The 19997-nt window shown below is 50.5% G+C and carries 15 protein-coding genes; 5 read left to right on the forward strand and 10 right to left on the reverse strand.

From position 1 onward, the window contains the following. Positions 1 to 12 precede the first annotated feature (12 nt). The 10 genes from T363_RS0108535 to T363_RS0108580 form a co-directional block, all read right to left on the reverse strand. Entirely contained in the window at positions 13 to 1218 is a 1206-nt protein-coding gene (locus tag T363_RS0108535; protein ID WP_031475091.1) for a glycosyltransferase, read from the reverse strand. A 4-nt stretch (positions 1219 to 1222) separates the two neighbouring features. Next, a complete protein-coding gene (locus tag T363_RS0108540) occupies positions 1223 to 2407 on the reverse strand; it encodes a glycosyltransferase (protein WP_031475092.1) in 1185 nt (394 codons plus the stop codon). Next, on the reverse strand, positions 2408 to 3391 hold the full coding sequence (locus tag T363_RS15590; protein ID WP_161645957.1) for a glycosyltransferase family 2 protein: 984 nt from the start codon (positions 3389 to 3391) through the stop codon (positions 2408 to 2410). It lies immediately after the preceding gene. Further along, positions 3324 to 4067 carry an ABC transporter ATP-binding protein gene (locus tag T363_RS0108545; RefSeq protein WP_099092281.1) on the reverse strand — a complete coding sequence of 248 codons (744 nt, stop codon included), beginning with the start codon at positions 4065 to 4067 and terminating at the stop codon, positions 3324 to 3326. Before T363_RS0108545 ends, T363_RS15590 begins: the two co-directional genes overlap by 68 nt. A 26-nt stretch (positions 4068 to 4093) precedes the next feature. Further along, positions 4094 to 4873, reverse strand: coding sequence for an ABC transporter permease (locus T363_RS0108550; RefSeq protein ID WP_031475094.1), 780 nt, complete (start codon positions 4871 to 4873; stop codon positions 4094 to 4096). Further along, positions 4874 to 5887, reverse strand: a complete 1014-nt coding sequence (gene rfbB, locus T363_RS0108555) for a dTDP-glucose 4,6-dehydratase (protein ID WP_031475095.1) — start codon at positions 5885 to 5887, stop codon at positions 4874 to 4876. Then, on the reverse strand, positions 5884 to 6249 hold the full coding sequence (locus T363_RS0108560) for a hypothetical protein (RefSeq protein WP_154658778.1): 366 nt from the start codon (positions 6247 to 6249) through the stop codon (positions 5884 to 5886). The genes rfbB and T363_RS0108560 overlap by 4 nt, the downstream gene beginning before the upstream one ends. Positions 6250 to 6308: 59 nt before the next feature. Further along, positions 6309 to 7010, reverse strand: a complete 702-nt coding sequence (locus tag T363_RS0108565) for an acyltransferase family protein (RefSeq protein ID WP_031475097.1) — start codon at positions 7008 to 7010, stop codon at positions 6309 to 6311. Next, positions 7010 to 7888, reverse strand: coding sequence for a glucose-1-phosphate thymidylyltransferase RfbA (rfbA, locus tag T363_RS0108570; protein WP_031475098.1), 879 nt, complete (start codon positions 7886 to 7888; stop codon positions 7010 to 7012). Before rfbA ends, T363_RS0108565 begins: the two co-directional genes overlap by 1 nt. A 701-nt stretch (positions 7889 to 8589) precedes the next feature. Then, positions 8590 to 10506 carry an S-layer homology domain-containing protein gene (locus T363_RS0108580; protein WP_154658780.1) on the reverse strand — a complete coding sequence of 639 codons (1917 nt, stop codon included), beginning with the start codon at positions 10504 to 10506 and terminating at the stop codon, positions 8590 to 8592. Positions 10507 to 10891: 385 nt separating this feature from the next. Here T363_RS0108580 and T363_RS0108585 point away from each other — a divergent pair, with 385 nt between their 5' ends. The 5 genes from T363_RS0108585 (at position 10892) to T363_RS0108605 (ending at position 19695) form a co-directional block, all read left to right on the forward strand. Further along, complete coding sequence (locus T363_RS0108585; RefSeq protein WP_031475100.1) at positions 10892 to 11839, forward strand: substrate-binding domain-containing protein; 948 nt, start codon at positions 10892 to 10894, stop codon at positions 11837 to 11839. Beyond that, complete coding sequence (locus T363_RS0108590; RefSeq protein WP_031475101.1) at positions 11836 to 13272, forward strand: sensor histidine kinase; 1437 nt, start codon at positions 11836 to 11838, stop codon at positions 13270 to 13272. Before T363_RS0108585 ends, T363_RS0108590 begins: the two co-directional genes overlap by 4 nt. Then, positions 13272 to 14831, forward strand: a complete 1560-nt coding sequence (locus tag T363_RS0108595; RefSeq protein ID WP_031475102.1) for a response regulator transcription factor — start codon at positions 13272 to 13274, stop codon at positions 14829 to 14831. Before T363_RS0108590 ends, T363_RS0108595 begins: the two co-directional genes overlap by 1 nt. Positions 14832 to 14933: 102 nt before the next feature. Then, positions 14934 to 16079 (forward strand): ABC transporter substrate-binding protein, encoded by a 1146-nt coding sequence (locus T363_RS0108600; RefSeq protein ID WP_051643181.1) that lies wholly within the window; start codon positions 14934 to 14936, stop codon positions 16077 to 16079. A 40-nt stretch (positions 16080 to 16119) separates the two neighbouring features. Continuing rightward, complete coding sequence (locus T363_RS0108605; RefSeq protein ID WP_031475104.1) at positions 16120 to 19695, forward strand: S-layer homology domain-containing protein; 3576 nt, start codon at positions 16120 to 16122, stop codon at positions 19693 to 19695. Positions 19696 to 19997 lie beyond the last annotated feature (302 nt).

A 19997-nucleotide genomic window follows, 5' to 3' on the forward strand; every position in this document is an offset into this window, starting at 1 on the left:
CCCTCACTCATTTCAAAAATACAAACTTATATACTCTGTAATGCAACAATACACCGCCGAGCAGATATACAATGGAACAAAGAGAATTCCAAAAATGCCCAATACATATCCCACTCCATAAAGAATCGAACAAACAGCTACAGAAACTTTGGCTGCAATGCCAACAATTGAAGCACAAATCGAAATTGCTTCTGTAATTCCCGGCATTAAGAACAGCAGCAGCACTGCAAAAAGAAGCGGATGCCATGCTCGACCAGAACATTGATGATAAACAACCTTTGCCATTCGCTGAAACACAATAGCGGGGTGTGAACACCCATAGTGAATTATTCCGATTAGCCCGTTCTTTTTATCTCTATAATGAAAATCTGTCCACGCCGCATCCTGTTTATGCCGAAATTTCACTTTTTCTCGAACTTCCGGATCTACTCGATCCAAATATGGTGCGACATCATTTTCATATGTTCGATTTAGATCACACAAATATCGATAATACGTGCTATTGGTACCAGCAGTATTGCCATGGCTAACACCACCGCTCCGGTGTCTGATAGATGGGAAGTCAAGATAGACGATTGGAATATGCTCTCGTGCCAAACGTAGATGCAGCGACCAATCTTCAACCAAATCATAAGATTCATCAAATTTTCCGTACTTTTCAAAAAATGTCTTTTTAAAAAAAGTACTTACAGATGGTAAATATGCATGTTGAACTAGCTCATTCAAAAGCTGATCGTCATTTTGCTTCCCCAACAGTAAATCACGAATATGCGGCTGAACAAAATAATACTGCAGTTCATCCATATCCTCATTATACATCGCAGTCTGCGCCATTAAGATATCTGCATCAGAACGTGCTTCCAATCCTTCTACATAGCGCATAACTACAGCAGAATCTTCTATCACGTCATCCGCAGACAAACTCATCACATATTCACCAGTTGTGAGCCCTACAGCACGGTTAAGATGTTTGACTGTCCCAATATTCTTTTCATTGTGATTAAACTTTACGGAAATGATATTTTCTCGTCGATGCATTTGAACATATGCGTCCAACTCTTCCTTTGGAAAATCAGAAGAGCCATCATCAGAAATCAGAAGTTCAAGCTTCGGATATTCCTGTGATAATACTGATGCAATGGCTTCATAAATATATTGGAAATTTTTATAGCAAAGAACAATGACACTAACCAATGGATATTCTTTTATTCTTTCCATAACTTTACCTACCCGATAACATTGTCTTAAGCATTGCTCTTTTTTTCAAAACAAACAGAAGCATATTACATACCATTTTAATCCCAATAATGCTTAATAACACCAATGTCGCCCATGCCATCGGAACCGTAAGATCGCATATCGGTAAAAGCTGTCGATCTGTCAATAGAAGAATCATAAAAATCACCGCTACAAACATCTCTCGCTTAATATGAAACCATTTGTTATAGTTAATCGCGCTCATCAGTTTGATATAGGACAAAACCGGTAACTTTTTCATCCGAAATCGCAACTTCTGCATGAAGCTCATTTCATACCAATCCAACTCAAGTACACTTTTCATTTCAATTGCCTCTGCACAATACCAACATCGAAGTGCACTGCCCTTGCTATATTTCTGTCGCACATTTTCATATTCCTCACGCAATGCTCGAACACACTCTTTATAATGTATCTTACGCAACAGATTAGGCATACCATCTAAAGACTGATTTGAAATACCTCCATAACGGTACTTGACAACAAAATCATCTACAAAACAGAATGGTATTTTCTCTTTTGCTAATCTGATCCAACAAGGCCAATCTTCTGTAAAAACATAACTTTCATCGTATCCGCCAATTGATTGAAATAACTCATTACGCCAGAATACTGCCGGTGCGAAAATAGGGCTCCATGGACGTGTCACCATATAGCGATACAATTCATTTGTGTCTGGGATCTGTAGAAGCGCTTGAAAATCAATGTCAGAGGGATAACGATCCTCTGTCGATTCTCCCGTATGTTGAATCGCCTTACCTCTGGCGCAGACAATCCCATTACGAGGGTCTTGCAGTTTTTTTGCCATTCTCTGAAATACGAGTTTATCTGCAAAGGAATCATCCGCAGCAATTGTTTTTAAATATTCTCCCTTCGCATGTGCGCATGCTATATTGCAATTTTTTACAATTCCCAAATTTTGAGGATTCGTATACACTTGATATCTGACTAAGTTTTCATGACAGTTCTTTTCAATATATTCCGTCAATTTCACCTGGTCAAAATCATAACTATGGTCATCTGCAATGATCAACTCAATTGCTGGATATTTCTGTTCTAAAATAGAATCAATGCAATCATAGATAAGGTCTGCCTGATTATACGAAACAATTGCAATAGAAAATAATCCTTTCGTTAATTCTTTTCCCACTTATCTCCCACCTTTACATCGTATCATAAACTTCTTTACTGTAGATTTCGCAGTATAATACCCCACCATGGGTAAAAACTTTATCATTTCAGCTATACTTAGTTTTCCATGTAATTTTGCGTATCGATATTGCGCAGAGTATCGAGTAAATGCCGAAAGAAGATTTCCATACGGCAGAATCTCCTGTTCATAGCAGCGAATCAAGTCCTCCCTTAATCTAGGCGAATCAAACGCTGTACCATAAGAACTGCTAACACCAGAGAGCGCATATTTTTCTGATGGCTCATCCGCACAGGGAATGCGTTCTCCTCTGCGGACTATTCTTAACCAAGTAGGCCAGTCCTCAAGGTAATGATAGGATTCATCGAACCCCCCAAAAAGAAAAAATTCTTTTCTAAACATACATCCTACTGCACTAATCAAATTCGAGAAAACTAATGTACGGTATAAGTGATCAATGGATCTGTCGTTCAATATCTGCACACGTCTATTAGAGGGAAACTGATAGTAATATTCTTTTAAATCTACACTACAAATGACACATGGAGAAGTAACAATCCACTCTCGATGTTCCGCAGCAAAATGGTATAATCGTTGCAAGGAAAATGAATTGTACAAGGTATCCCCATCTGCAATAAACTTTATAAACCTGCCTAATGCTAAGGATGCAGTTAGGTTATCATGTGCTGGAATGCCGAGATTGTGTTCGTTTTGTCGCACAATTAAACGTTTAATATTACCTCGCATATGAGAGCGAACGAACGCTTCTACCTTGCGCTTATCAAACGAATCAGATCCATCATCTGAGATGATTAAATCAATAGAGGGATATTGTTGCTCCAATACAGATAATAGTGTCTTTTCGTATTGCGGTCCGGGACCAAAACTTAGTACAATGACTGTGACTAATACATCCTCATTCAAAGGCACTGTGCGTTTTCCCCCATTCATCATAAGCAGCACAAACCTTTTTGCTGGTACCACTCATGACTAACTCTCCACGCTTCAGCCAAATTGCTTTCGTGCAAACTTTTTCAACCTGCTCCACAGAATGAGAAACAAATAGCATAGTTGTTCCATTTTGTCGGAGTTCATCCATTTTCGACTCACATTTTTTCTGAAATGCAGCATCACCTACACCAAGCACCTCATCCACAATCAGGATATCCGGATGAACCAGCGTAGCAATAGAAAATCCAAGGCGGGCCGTCATACCAGAAGAAAAATTTTTAATTGGTACATCCATAAAATTCGCTAATTCAGAAAATGCAACAATCTCATCATAGCGATCTTCTACAAACTCCTTCTGAAATCCCATTACTGCCCCATTAAGATATACATTTTCTCGTGCAGTTAAATCAGGATCAAATCCCGCTCCCAGTTCGATAAGGGGAGCAATTGCCCCATTCACAGAAACCGTTCCTGATGATGGTGGATAAATACCAGAAATCACTTTCAACAATGTGGATTTTCCCGATCCATTTGCTCCGAGGATACCTACACTCTCTCCTCTATCTACATGAAAACTAACATTTTTAAGCGCATAAAACTCGTCAAACATTAACTTTCCAGTTAATAATTTTACAACATATTCTTTCAAACTCTCCGTTTTTTCTGTTGCCAGATTAAAACGCATGGATACATTATTTACATCTATCATGAAAATGCAATTCTCCTTTGCCATGCTCAGATATATAAAAGAAAGTTTTTCTGATATTTTCGGAATACATACCCACCAAGCAATAGCGAAAGTGCACAAAACAATATGCACACTAAATTATCTCGCAGGGATGGGAAGTTTCCATATAATGCAACATCGCGAAAATAAGTTACAATATGATACATTGGATTGCACTTGACCAATAATAGAATTTTATCCGGCAGGATATCTGCTGGATAAAAGAGCGGTGTAAGATACATTAATGCCTGCAAAAAAACGCCATAAAGATGCACCATATCACGAAAATAAGTGGCTAGTACTGACATAAATAATCCCACACCATAAGAAATCAAGAACACATAAATCAGCGGGATAATCGCAAGCGGAGTCGTTACATAAAAAGGAATACGATAAACCAAAAACATAATGAGCACCGCCAATAACGACCAAAGCAAATTAACAAAGCTAGAACAAACCTTTGCCAAGGGCAGTATATATTTAGGCACATATACCTTTTTAATCAGTCCTGCATTCTGCAAGATTGAATTCATTGCCATTGATGTAGATTCAGAGAAAAAATTGAACATCACTTGACCGCACAATAAATAAAGCGCAAAGTTTTCTATTTCAAACCGGAATACATGAGAGAACACCAACGAAACGACAAACATCATCAAAAGTGGATTTAACAAGCTCCATAAATATCCCAAATAGGATCTTTTATATTTGACCTTTAAATCACGATTGACTAACTGTTGCAACAACCAACGATAACGATATATTTTTTCAACCCATGTTATTACCATTTAGCGCTCACCGTACATCCGTTCATAGTAATTCTGATACTCTCCAGAAATGATATTCTCCCACCACGATTTATTGTCCAGATACCACTGAATGGTCTTCTGAATGCCGTCTGCAAACTTAGTTTTCGGCAGCCAGCCCAGCTCATTATGGATTTTGGTCGGGTCGATCGCATAGCGGCGGTCATGACCGGCGCGGTCGCGGACAAACTGGATCTCGCCTTTGCCGAGTGCCGCAATGATCAGCTGTACAACTTCCAAATTGGTCTTTTCATTGTGACCGCCGACATTGTACACCTCGCCGACACGCCCATTATGAATAATCAGATCGATTGCCGAGCAGTGATCCTCAACGTACAGCCAGTCGCGAACATTCTTGCCATCGCCATAAACCGGCAACGGCTTGTCGTTCAGCACATTGGCAATCATCAGCGGGATCAGCTTCTCCGGGAAGTGATAAGGGCCGTAGTTGTTCGAGCAGCGAGAGATCGTTACCGGCACGCCAAAAGTACGATGATACGCCTGTACTAGCAGGTCAGCCGATGCCTTGGACGCAGAATATGGACTGGACGTATGGATCGGCGTTTCCTCAGTGAAAAACAGATCAGGCCGGTCAAGCGGCAGGTCTCCGTATACTTCGTCAGTCGAAACCTGATGGTAGCGCTGGATACCATACTTACGGCAGGCATCAAGCAGCACTTGCGTGCCCATCACATTGGTCTGCAAAAAGATGGCTGGGTTTTCGATCGAACGGTCCACATGACTCTCCGCCGCAAAATTAACGATAACCTCCGGTTTTTCCTGTTCAAAGATAGCGTAAATCGCCTCACGATCAGCAATATCTGCCTTGATAAACTTGAAATGCGGGTTGTCCATCACAGGTGCAAGCGTTTCCATATTGCCCGCATAGGTCAGCGCATCCACACAAAGGATCTCATCTTCCGGATGCTCTCGCAGCATATAGTGTACAAAATTGCCGCCAATGAACCCAGCACCGCCAGTCACCAAAATCTTCATTCTTCTTTGACCTTCCTGTCATTTATTGCAATAGTTCTTGCTGTGAGAAACCGAAAACATGGTTTTTCAATTCCCTCACTTAAAATCAGTGTTATTACGAAGCAGATAATCCCTGCCAATAAAAAGATTTTAAAACTCGTATAATTTTTAAACACTGTAGGATAACGTAAAACGATCTGCTTTGTAGGGTTCCACACAAAAAATTGTGCCATGAAAACAGCATAAGCGTATGAAGAAATTTTCTTCACATGCTTTTTGAAGGCATATTTTCTATAAAATATGCTTTCCGTTTTCAATGCATATACAACCATAAAACAGAATAGAGGATATGTGATAAATCCATAGGAAATATATTCATTCACTCTATAGTCATTCCGAGCAAATACACTAACGAAATACACCAATCCGAAACAAATTCCACTCACAATGCATATGTCTCGCCCCCTATTTCCCCACTTTTTCCCTTTACCATCTCAAAAAGTATTCCTCCACTTAAAAATTGTAAAAATCGCAACAACGGACTTGAATACATATTGGGTAATGCTAATTCGCTTGTAATAAAGGGGGTGGATGCACAAATCAGGTAAATTATAATCAATAGTGCCATTCGTTTTCTCTGGTTGAGCTGATAAATCCAAGTTCTTGCCAAGGGATATAGCGCATAACAAACTGCCAGACAGGAGAGAAACCATGTTCCCCCATTATGCGAAAAAGAAAACAATCCACTAAACCATGATTGTAGCAATGATAGTTCGATGGGAAGTGTTATTATTTTCTGCTGAATTGATTCGGTACCGATTACAAAGAAAATTACAAGAATAAGCAAATACAGCGGGTATATAGCTGCCAATCGCTTATAATAAAAAGTCATAATTTCTTTTTGATCAAGCAATGTGTCAGATTGATATTTATAATAAAGTGTAAAACCCGATACTATGAAAAATAGATCCATTACAACCGCACCCTGAGAAATAAACGGTGTAAGAAATGAAAATTCGACGCCCAAATGCATATTACAGTGAAATGCAAAAATAATCAGCACTGCACCTATCTTAAGTAAATCAATCGTTAACAACCGCTCATGGGGCATTACATATTCTTGTTTGTTGGAGTAGTTCACCATCAAAACTTCCCTTCTGCCACTTTGAATAGATATGTCCCATAGGGTGATTTTCCGTAAGCGATCGCCGATTCCAGCAGTTCACACTTATTAATCCAAGCATTACGATAGGCAATTTCTTCTAGCGCAGCAATCTGTACACTGGTTCGACTTTCCACTGCTCTTACAAAATCCGATGCCTCACGCATTGAATCCACCGTACCAGTATCCAACCATGCATATCCACGACCAAGCAGCTGCACATTAAGGTTACCTGCTTCCAGATACAAACGGTTGAGGTCAGTAATCTCCAGCTCTCCACGCGCTGAAGGCTTGACCTGCTTGGCCAATTCCACCACACGATTGTCATAAAAATACAGGCCGGTGATCGCATAATTGGATTTGGGCTGCTCGGGCTTTTCTTCCACCGATATCACATGCCCCTCATCATCAAACTCTACAATGCCAAATCTCTCTGGGTCGTTAACATAGTAGCCGAACACCGTAGCCTGTCCATTTTCGGCGTTATGTACCGCCGTCGCAAGCCGCTCGCTCAATCCTGCGCCGTAAAAAATATTATCTCCCAGCACCATCGCGCACGCATCACCCGCGATGAACTCCTCACCCAGTGTAAACGCCTGCGCCAAACCGTCCGGCGAGGGCTGCACCTTATAGGACAAATGGATACCGTACCGACTCCCATCGCCAAGCAGCCGCTCAAAATTCGGCAGATCGGTCGGTGTAGAGATAATCAGGATATCGCGAATGCCTGCTAACATCAGCGTCGATAGCGGGTAATAAATCATTGGTTTGTCATAGATGGGTAGCAGTTGTTTGCTGGTTACCATGGTTAACGGATACAATCTGGTTCCGCTTCCGCCTGCCAATATAATGCCTTTCATACAATCTAACCTCTCCGTTCCAGTTCTATGTCAGTTGCTTTTTTGAGACAAGAATATTGAAAAAACATAATTTATTTAAATGTAGCTATATACATTAGAATGATACTACAAGTTCCATCATTTTGCAACCTTATCGCCCTACTTTAATTCTAGTACCAAAATTTTATCCTTATTCTAACGCACTGATCCGACTTTCTACACGAAATCTCACCACAGCTTCCAACCATCATTATTTTCCACACCACTTTCCTGTTGAGCTTCCAACAACTCATCAAAATTAATCACCAATCCTCTCCCCATCCCGCTTTCTTCCTATATTCTTATAGAATATGGTAAGTAATCTTTACATTCTCCAACAGAAATATAAGTTTTTCATGTCCAGGGAAGTTAAACGTAATAAAAATACTGAACCTCGTCCGAAGTCAGATGGATTTTCATCCCCCTTGGAACTATTCTTGAAACCGAGTCAACCTAAATGGAATCGATGCCAACAATCTTTATACAATGATCAAAATCAAACCAGCAAGCATATCATCTACCCAGACAGCTAGTGCAAAAGTACAAGGCATAATTCACTGTATAACGAAGCTCGCCGTTCCCTTCTTCAGGATCGGCGAGCAAAACAGCGCTATATTTCATTATTTCTCTGATCCACCTTGACAGAGGCGGATCATCCCCTTATTTCATTCCGGTCGGTCAAATTAAATCCGCCAAACCACCTCCTCCGCATCGTCTTTTGTCATGTCACTGAGCCGCAGCAGGCGTTCGCTAAATCGCTCCACACCGCACATCATCCCCGGACTGTCCGCGTCCAGCAGCAAACAGATCACCGTGCAGCGGGCATTCTGTATGGCCTCCTGCAGCTGCCCAGCCAGCCCATCGGATACAGCGCACCGCCCATCCGTGATAAACAGGATATCCGCGTTCTCGAATTCTTCCTCGTTTATCAGCCGCAGCGCCTCCCGGAGCGGCGTCTCGAAATCCGTCCCGCCGTCAAAAAAATGTTCGGCAGCGGAGAGCAGATCATCAGCCGTATACTGCCCCGGCAGAAACCGGTCCGTCCGCAGCTCATCTGCCCCGGAGAAGTGGATCAGCGCATACTTCCGCCCTTCGTGCGCACAGACGTCCTGCACGGCAAGTGCCAGCGCTTTGCCCCACGCGGCATTTTCGCCTTCCGTGGAGGCGGATTCATCCAGACAGACGATGATATCGCCATGCCCTTTGTGAACACGCTCACGCTTTACGTATTGCAGCAGCCCATTCGCATAGTACTTGCGCAGAAACAGCGGCATCGTGTCAGGGGAGGCCAGCAGCACCAACTCACCCGAAAGCAGATTTTTCATATCACGTCCGCGCGTAACGGTGTATTTCTCCCCGCGCCCGTGCGCGTAATCATTCTTGCGCAGGTCGGAAAGCATCTCCTTCATACGTCCCAGCTGGCGGGTGATGCCCTGCAGCATAGCATTGGTAATAACCGAGTTCACAATGTAAGCAGCTGCGATCTTGCCATCGCTCTCAATGAACTTGATGGTGTCGCCGGTCGGAACCGCAAACTCGCCGCCTTCGTCAAATGCGGCAACAGCCTTCTGCGTATTCGTATCAACATAGTTGGTGTAAACGTCGATGCTCGCTTCAGCCTTGTGGTTCTCGTCACCGAACTTGATCTTGCCGGAATCTGCATTCTGCAGATCATCCTTGGCAATGTTGTAAACGGTCGTGCCACCGGTTACATATACGCCGTAGATAAGATCCTTGTCGTCCAGCTTGTCATCAGTGCCGCCCTTGCCGTCCTTGAACAGAACAGAAACTTCTTCACCGATGTACTTGATGTCCAGAGCATACTCGAACGCAGCATTCGCCTTTGCGCCGTTGCCGTCGATCGCGCCGTTTACTACAATGTAGTCATCCTTAGAAGCAGCGCCGGTCTTGTCGTTACCCGTGAAGGTACCGATCCACTCCTGCAGGCCGAGGTACTTCTTGCCTACGGTGTAGTTAGCAGTGTTGTTGCCGCCGATGGTGTAGGTATCCTTAACAAAGGTTTCCTTGTCGTTCGACCAAACCGCACAGTCAGCACCAACGGTGTTGTACAGCAGCTGAGCAGATTCCTGACGGGAAGCTGCAGCAGAAACCGCACCCTTTACGTCCTTGAGCAGGTCGTTGTCGTTGGCGAGGTTCAGGGTGTTGATCATCCAGGCTGCACCATTCAGGTTCGCCTTGTCAGCACGGTAGCCCATAGTAACAAGCGCCATCTTGGCAGCTTCCGCAACGGTTACCTTGCCGTTCGGATCGAACGCGGTAGTGCTCTTGCCGGAGATGATGCCCATGGTCTGGCAGTACTTGATGTAGCCTTCAGCCCAGTGGCCATTTACGTCCTTAAAGTTGGTCGGAACGCTCTCGTAAGCGGAAGCGTCCGTGCTGCCGCCCGAACGGATGGTGTAGATCATCTTCGCCGCTTCAGCGCGGGTGATGGTTGCTTCGGGCTTGAAAGAGCCGTCATCATAGCCGTCGATCACGCCCAGAGCGGTGAGCATATCCACAGCTTCGGTTGCCTTAATGTCAGCCGAATCCGTGAATGCCGCACCGGCGAACATCGTGAACGCGCAAGCGAACGCGAGCACCAGTGCGAGAACCTTTTTCTGATGGCAGGCAAAAGAAGAAGTTTCGGCGTCAGATGGGTAATGATAGCATATTTGCACGAAAATTGCAACTTTTTTGAAAAAGCGTTTTGCGCGGGTGAAGCGGGCGCCGCCCACCGTTTTTCCGCCAAAGCCCCCGACCGTAAGGTAGAAATTTCAGATGCGGAATTGTGCAGAATGGATAAAATACGGTAGGGGCATATTGTCTGCGCACTATGGACAGATCACAGCCCCTGCACGGCGCTTGCTATTTGTGCGACAGACGTTTATACTGAAAGAAAACTCTCCGCATTGCCCAATTGATGGCGGCAGAATGTGGACCGGCCGGGATCGCGGCAGTTAAAACGCTGCTGCAAAAGGAGTACTTATGGGAAAATGGAGAAAAAAACGGGTTTGTGCCGCAACAGTGCTGCTGATGTGCACTGCCGTGCTTTTGGCGTGGTGTCGTGCGCATGAATATACGGCTGCGCCGCTGCGCATGCCGGTAATGGGGATCGTATGTCCGGCTTCGGAGGATGACTGGAAGGATGAGCAGTACCGCCTGCTGGAAGAACAGGCGCAGGCAAACGGCTTTGACTGTATGATCATGCGCACCGAACGCACCCAGCAGGCACAGATCGACGCGATCCGCGCACTAATCGTTTACCGGGTAGATGTGATTATGTTTTCACCGATCGTGCAAAGCGGCTGGGAAAACGTGCTGCGCGAAGCAGAGGATGCCCAAATCCCGGTGATCACCGTGGATCGCAGGCTGCACCACCGGGACGGGTATCAGGCTGTCAGCAGCGTCAGCTTTCCCTATCGGGAAGGTGCGCACCGTGCGGCGGCTTGGCTGCGCGGACAGAGCGTCGGTACCGCTGCAGAACTGTACGGCACATTGAATGCTTCGAGTGCACAGGAGATTTCCCGCGGGTTCCGCGAGGGATTGGAAGGAAGCGAATTACTTCTCAAATACAGCCTGTGCGGAGATGATCTGCGCTCACGTGGGCGCGAGATCATGGAAACCTTTGTGCAGGAATACCCTGACGTGACATTGGTGCTGGCGCAAAACGATGCCATGGCGCTCGGTGCGATTGATTACCTAAAAAACAACGGCATACAGCCCGGGCAGGACATTCATTTGGCGGTTTTTGGCGGCGGAGAGGAGATCCGATGCCGGCTGGCCGACGGCGAGGTCAATTTGGTGATCCTTTGTGACAATACTGCACTGGCACAGAAGGCCGTACAAACCGCGCTGCATCTGCTGAAGGATCACTCTGCGCCGATACAGGTGTCGGTACCGGTGACGCTGCTGACCGGGGAGGATACGGTATGAAGCCATTGCATAAAACGGCCGGCAGCATCCGTCTGCTGCTGCAGCGCTCTTATACCGCGATCCTGCTCAGCCTGACCATTCCGCTTGCGGTAACTTTGGTACTGCTGCTTGTGTTTGTGCACCAGTACAACGGTGTGATCGCCCGCATCTCGTGCGCGGCGGATGCCCAGCAATTGCTGGAACAGACCCTGCCGGGGGAGATTTGGGATGTCATTTCCGGACGAACGGATTTTGCCAACGGCACCCAGTATGCGCTGCTCTCCCAACTGGATGGAATGCTGGCTGAAATGCAGCAGACTTCTTCGGAAGAGCAGCAGACCTATTTGAACGCCGCTGTACGCGCGGTGGATACGCTGTACGCATATATCGATGCGCTGGGCGAACAGACCGCAAACGGCGCGGCAGTCAGTCGGAATGAAAGCCTGTATCAGGAAATCACCAGCGTGACCGGACTAACCGCGGACATGCTCGATCAGTATTCGGTCAGCGCGATCAGCCAAATGGCTGCCCTCAACCGGCGGATCAGCGGACTGACGCTGCTGCTTGCGGCCGTTACGCTGCTCGCGGTGGTCAGTGCAGCGGGAGCGGCGGTGCGTACTTACCGGCATGTGGAGCACGCCATACACGGGCCGATCCTGCGGATGGAGCGGATGGCGTCGCGCATTGCAAAGGGCGACTGGAACGCCCGCCTGCCCGCCCCGGCGGTCGCCGAGCTGTATCCACTGGCCGCAGATCTCAACCGCATGGCTGAGCAGCTCGAACGCCTGATCGAAGGGCAGATCGAGCAGGAAAAAACCTTGAAAAAGGCGGAGCTGCGCGCGCTGCAAGCGCAGATCACGCCGCATTTTGTTTACAACACGCTGGAAACCATCATCTGGCTGGCAGAAGAGGAAAACACACGCGCAGTGGTCGATGTAACTATGGCGTTTACCGATTTTCTGCGCATCAGTCTGAGCGGCGGACAGGATTTTATCAGCGTGGAAAAGGAAGAGCAGCATGTGCGCAGCTACCTGCTGATCCAGTCCGTGCGTTATGGCAGCATCATGCGCTACACGATCGATATCGACCCGGCACTGGCGGACAAGCGTATGCTTAAGCTGATGCTTCAGCCATTGGTGGAAAACGCTATTTATCACGGGATCAAAAACAAACGCGGACGCGGTTTGCTGCGCATTACAGGACGGCAGGAGAACGATTGGATGGTATTTACTGTGGCCGATGACGGCATTGGCATGAGCAGCAAAGAACTGCATGCGCTGCGCGAGCGCATGGAACGAACCGACGGCACGGGCGGCTACGGACTGCGCAACATTACGCAGCGGCTGCGCCTGTACGGTGGCCGCGGGCTGGATATCCAAAGCGAGCCGAACCGCGGCACAACGGTGCGCTTTGCGCTGCCCTGCATCCCTGAACCGGAAAGGAAGGATCACTGATGTTTCAAGTTTTTGTGGTGGATGATGAGGAGATTATCCGCACCGGCATCCGCAACGCACTTGAAAAAGCGGAGGGACAGTTCCGCTTTGCCGGGGAAGCACCGGACGGCGAAATGGCACTGCCCATTCTGCTGGAGGTCAAACCGGATATCCTGATCACGGATGTGCGGATGCCGTTTATGGACGGGCTGGAGCTGGCGGCACTGGTTCGTCAGGCAATGCCATGGGTGCGGATCATCTTTTTGAGCGGCCATGATGAATTTGAATATGCGCAGCGTGCTGTTTCATTGCAGGCGGATGCCTACATTCTGAAACCGGTCGATTCGCACAAGCTGCTGCAAATGCTCGACCAGACCGCGGAACGCATTACAGAAGAGCAGCGGATGCTGCGTGCTGCCGCGCAGTATAACCAACGGCGCGAGGGAGAACGCGAAATTATGCGTAGCCATTTTCTGAGTGAACTGGTCACCGGCGGGTTGTCCACCGCCCAGGCGGTGGACGGTGCGCGCGAATGGGGGCTTGCGCTGACCGCCCGGCAGTATCTGGTCTGTCAGATGGCATGTGGCGCGGACGGCGCAGTGCGCCGACAGATCCGTGCCCTGACCGAGCACCTGTTTGAAGCGCAGGCAGATGTGATCTGGTTTTTTGAAGGCAGCGACCGGCTGGTATGGCTGCTGCTGGGCGATGACGCGGACAGCGTGCGGGAACGCGCTTACACCGTGGCGCAAAACCTGCGCCATGAGCTGCGCCGGGTGCTGGAAATTGACCGCTGCATCGGCATCGGCGGCAGCACCGACCGTTTGAGCGGTTTGGCGCAGTCCTACCGGCAGGCGCAGCAGGCGGCGGAACAGATCCGCGAGCTTTCCGGCGGCATCGCCGGCTACGGTGATCTGGCTGCGGCCGGCAGCGAGGGAAAACGCTTTGATTTCCGGGTTAACACACCGCTGGAGGAAAAATTGCGCCACGCACGGCAGGAGGATATCCCCGCGCTGCTGGATGCATATTTTGGCGGCGTGGCGGAGGATGATATCCAAAGCGTGCTGTACCGCTATTATCTGCTGATGGATCTGGTCGTCACTGCGGTGCGGATGGACGGCGGCGATGCCGACTGGGCACCCGACCCGCAGCAGGTGCTGCGCGCGGCAGGCGATCCTTCGGGCACATTGGCCTGCGCTGCCGAAACACTCGGGCGTGTAGTCGGCCGGCAGGCCGTGAGCGGTAAGGTTCGGTATGCGGCGGAGATCAGCCGTGCACAGGCGTATATCGCCGCACATTACGGTGAATCTGATTTGTCACTGCATGCAGTGGCGGCAGAGGTGGGCTTCAGCCCCAACCATTTTTCCACCGTGTTTTCGCAGGAGACCGGCGAGACCTTTGTCGAATATCTGACCCGGGTGCGTATCGATGCCGCCCGGGAAAAGCTGTGCAGCGGACAGGATCGGATGAGTGATATCGCCTTTGATGTGGGTTATCACGATCCGAACTACTTCAGTTATATCTTCAAAAAACGCACCGGTCTGTCCCCGCGGGATTACCGCGCCGCGTATCGGGAAAAATAGCAAAAAAATATCGTAAAAAAATCAAGAACAGAAAAAACTGCGGACAGTCGGAAATATTTCTCATAAGCTGTTGGGTAGAAGCACAAAGGGGGTGCAGGTATAATGAAAAGGAAAGGAGGGCAATGCCTTTTCAGCCCAAATCGGAATGATTGGATCAAAAAAATCCTTGCCGCTGCGGCCGTGCTGGCCGCGCTGCTGCTATGCAGCTGCACCTCGGTGCCGACAGAGCCGAACCGCGTGGGAACCGCTTCGACGTCGGCCGGACAGCAGCAGCCCGCACCGTCCCAGCCGTCCGGCAGCCTGACGATTTACAGCGCGCTGCCGGAAGAGGAGCTGCCGGTTTACCTGCATGCCTTCACCAAGGATACCGGCATACCGGTATCCTGCGAGCGCCTGTCTGCCGGTGAAATGATGCGCCGCGCGGAGCAAGAGCGCGATGACCCGCAGGTTTCCGTGCTGCTCGGCGGCACATCGGAATATTACGAGAATGCCGCGCAGCGCGGCCTGATCGAGCCGTACCAGAGCGAAGAGCTGCACAATGTGCCCGAGGCATACTGCGATCCCGCAGGCTATTGGAACCCGATCTATATCGGTGTGATCGGCTTTGCCTGCGATCAAGTGTGGTTTGAACGCACCGGTACGCCTTATCCCCATAGCTGGGAGGATCTGCTCGATCCCGCGCTCGAAGGGCGGATCGTTATGGCGTCCCCGCAAAGCTCCGGAACTTCCTATACGGTTCTGGCGGCGCTGATGCACAAATGGGGCGGGCAGACGGCATGGACGTATTTCGAAGCGCTTGACCGCAGCGTTGCCTTTTACACGACCACCGGTCTGGGTCCGGTACGCGCGGTGGAACGCGGCGAGGCCGCGGTGGGGATCGTGTTTTCGCATGACGGACGACGCAGCTCGCTGGACGGCTATCCTGTGGAACTGCAATATCCGGCAGACGGCACCGCAGCCGAAATCGGCGCCTGCGCGCTGGTGCGCGGCGGTCCGCCCGAGGAACAGGAAAACGCCCGCCGCTTTGTCGACTGGTTCCTGTCCCGTCGGGGGCAGGAATGCTTTATCGAAGCCAAAAGCTGCCGCCTGCCGGTCAACACCGCAGCGCGTACGGTCGACGGTCTTCCTGCACTCGGCACACTTGATCTGATCGAACCGGACTCCTCCCGGGCCGACATTGTCCCCCAAACACTCAGCCAGCAGTTTTGCGACCGCTTCAAACGGGCACAGTCCCCCGAACGGGACTGACCGGCGGCTGCGGCTGCATGAGGGAAAGAGGAGAGATATCATGAAAAAGAATGCTTTGCGGCCCAAACGGCTTTGCAGCCTGCTTCTCACACTGGTGATGCTGCTGTCCCTGCTGCCGGTACAGGCACTCGCGGTCAATGAAGAGAACGGACCGTCTTCTTTTTTGGCAGGCCCCTATCTGCTGACCCCCAAAACGGACGGTATCGTCGTTGCCTGGGAGCTGGATCAGCCGATGAAATCCACTTTGTCCTACGGCCTGTCCGCTGATGCGATGCAGGAGACCGAGGTGCGGGTGGAAGAAGGCGAAGCCTTTCAAGGCAAGCCGATGTATCTGTACCGCGCCCGTCTGACCGGCCTTGCCGAAAACACCAAGTATGTTTACAAGGTCACGGCGGAAAACGGACAGACAGTGGAAGGCTCGTTCCGCACCCTGCCGGCCGACCCGCAGGAGCTGCGCTTCGCAGTTGTCAGCGACAGCCACCGCTTTGAAACCGCCTCGCAGGTGTCGGATGCGATCCGCACATTCGATCCGCATTTTATCCTGCACACCGGCGATATGGTAGAGGGCACCGGCAGTCAGAAGGATCAGTTTGCCTACTGGTTCCGCAATGCGGGTGATTTCCTGCATCATGTGCCGGTCATCTACAACAGCGGCAACCACGACTACGGCGTGTATTTTGACGAATACGTTTCCAAGATCCAGAAGGAGCAGTATCACGCCAACGAAAGCGGCAGCAACATTTCCTTCAACGTAGGCGGCGTGCACATTACGATGATGGACAGCAACCCGTGGGCACTGTTCGAGCTGAATTCCGCCTCGGGCGGGCAGGTGGATGCCGCGACCCGCAAGCTGGTGGATGACTCGCTGGCATGGCTCAAGGCCGATCTGGCTTCTTCGGAAGCCAAAAATGCGGACTTCCGCGTGCTGACCATGCACCACCCCTATGAGGATGATCTGACCCGCAAATATATCCCCGCGATCGCAGAGGCAGGCAATGTCAACATCATGTTCGCCGGCCATACCCATGTGTATTCGCGCGGTGTATCCGCCGACCCGGCTCGCGGTGCGCGCACGCTGTATGTAACGCAGGGTGATGCCCGCATTGGCGACAGCAAGATCGATAAGGGCGGTGACAACAAGCGCCCGAACGAGAACTTTGCCGAGATCCTTGCTACCGGCAAGGGCGATATGCTGCAGTGCACCGTCAAGGACGGCCTGCTGACCTGCGCAAACGTCGGCCTGAAGAGCGACGCAGAGCAGGTGATCGACGCGGTGACCATCGCCAGCGGCGAGCCGTCATTGCAGTTTGACAACATCAAGATCACGCCGGATACCGTGCTGTCCAGCGGTGCGGTTACGGTATCCGCTAAGGTAACCAACACCGGCAAGGGGCTGGCGGCAGCGGCGTTCCGCATCATGGATAACGGCAAGGAACGCTGGATCTATCAATTCGGTAATCCGGGCACCAGCCGCGTCGTTGCGCTCGATCCGGGCGAATCGCTCGAACTGTCCGGCACGCTCGAGCTGGTCGAGCTGGGCAAGCACACCCTGCAGATGGCGGGCTTCACCAAAACCGTAGAAGTCGGCTTCCGCAAGGCATCCTATCAGTATAGTAATCTGCGCGTCAAGCTGGGTGAAGGCGCGGTCAGCGACCTGACCAGCGACCGCCTGCTGGTCAAGGCCGATGTCAAGAATATCGGCAACGAAGCCGGCACAGCCTCCGTCCCGTTCGTATTGAACGGCAGAACCATGGGAACACAGCAGGTACAGCTCGCCGCCGGCGAGACCAAAACCGTGGAATTCACACATACCTTCCAACAGGGCGGCGAATATGAAGTGACGATCGGCGATGCGTCTGCGCAGAAGGTTTCGATCCTTGGCGCGATGCAGGGCGTTCCGGTGGTCAAGGATCAGTCCGGCAAGGGCAACGACGGCCTGATCCGCGGCAACCCGACGCTGGTCAAATATGACGGCGGCTACGGTCTGTCGCTGGACGGCGTGGACGATTACGTAGAGATCCCCGACCGTCAGAACTACACGATCGACAACGGCATGACCGGCATGGTATGGGCCAATGTGGATCGTCTGGCTAAGGAAGGTGAATGGGATCACAATCCGCTGCTGGTCAAGGGCGCTTCCATCAGCTACGGCACCAATTACCTATACCGCATGGCGGTACGCCAGACCGGTATGGTGACCTACGGCGTTGGGTTTGACAATGACAACGGCGAATATTTCTGGAATGATGACGATGCTATCCCCGGCGCGGGTGTGCAGCTTGGCAAGTGGGTGCAGTACACGGGCGGTTTTGACCGCGCAACCGGCGGCACCAGCTGGGAAAACACCAAGCAGTCGGGCGCGATCGACCCGCCGGACTTTGATTCTGAAATCAAAAACTGGCCGGGTTCCTCGATGTATGCCGGCTTCTCTTTCCACCGTCATCTGCTGTCCGACCGCAACCGCGGCAAAACGCATACGATGCTGACCGGCGACCTCGGCCAGATCCGCTTCTACACGGCAAAGCTGACCGAAAAGGAAAACGCAGCGATTTACGCAGCACCGCAGTCCAAGGGACCGCAGGCGGACAAAATGGTGGTCTGGCTGGACTTTGATCCCAAGCATATTGTGACCGACGGCAAGCACACCACCGAGTGGCGCGCTTCCGAAGGTGCGCTCAAGAGCCTTGCGTACGAGGTCTCCCTCCCCGGCGCGGCTTCCGCCAAGGTCACGGTGGAAAGCTCGGCAGACGGCAAAACCGTTCAGAACCGTGTTTCCGCTGATCTGAAGAACGGCACGGGCACGATCGATCTTTCCAAGCTGGGTGAAGCGGGGTATGTCCGCGTTGTGACCGATCTGCACGCCTCGGTGACAGAACAGGCAACCGATATTCCGGTGATCCGCTCTTATACCGTGCGCGCCGGTCAGGAGCAGGTATGGGCTACGCTGGCAGCTTGGAACAAGGGCACATTTGAAGGCGCCGCCGGTTACGAGCCGAAGGATTTCCTGACGGATTATTCCGCTGATTTTGATGATTATTCCGGCAAGGCCGATGCAACGGCCGAAGTGGATGGCGAAGCCGGTCCGGTAATCGGCGCAGATGTGCCGGAGAACCACTGGGCCTATCAGACCATCCGTACACTGATCGACCGCGGCATCATCAGCGGCGATGAAAACGGCAATGTACGCCCGAACGACACGATCACCCGCGAAGAAGTAGCCAAGCTGCTGCTGGGCACCATGGATATTCCGGTAACAGAAGAGGGCACGATCGCCGCAGGCGACCGCTCCTCGGTTTGGGCCAAGGATATTCTGGCAACTGCCCGCAAACAGGGCATTATGGAGGGTGACGAACACGGACGGATGCACGGACGGGACACTGCCAGCCGTGCACAGGTTGTCACTATGGTTGCGCGTGCAGCCAAGATCCAGAGCGAGGACTTCAGCGTGCTCGACCGCTTCGGTGATGCGGCCACGATCCCCGCATATGCCAAGCCTGGCGCCGCAGGCATGATCGAAAAGGACATGCTGAGCGGCTATGAGGACGGTAAGCTGCACCTCGAGCGGACGATCCGCCGTGCGGAAGCCTTTACGCTGCTGGCGGGGCTGCTCGGTTAAACAGCATATCAGGCATGCCACAGCCTGCTGCACGCAGGCATGGAATTCTCTCTGCTGCCTGATCACACGCCCCCTGTGGGAACCGCAGTACATGCGGTTCCCACAGGGGGCGCTTTTATGGGTGGGCGGCAGCAGTGCATATCGCGGCGCGCGATATTGCAATTCACGAAAAAAGGTTCCCTGTCGGGAACCTTTAGTATATCGAAAGTAAGCGTCAAATAGGACGGCGAATTGAAAGTGGACGCAGAGTGTGCCAGAATATGAGAGGAACTCACCGAGACTCACAGTGAGTCTCGGTGAGT

The organism is Agathobaculum desmolans ATCC 43058, assembly GCF_000701665.1.
In the GTDB taxonomy this organism is placed as follows: Bacteria; Bacillota; Clostridia; order Oscillospirales; family Butyricicoccaceae; genus Agathobaculum; species Agathobaculum desmolans.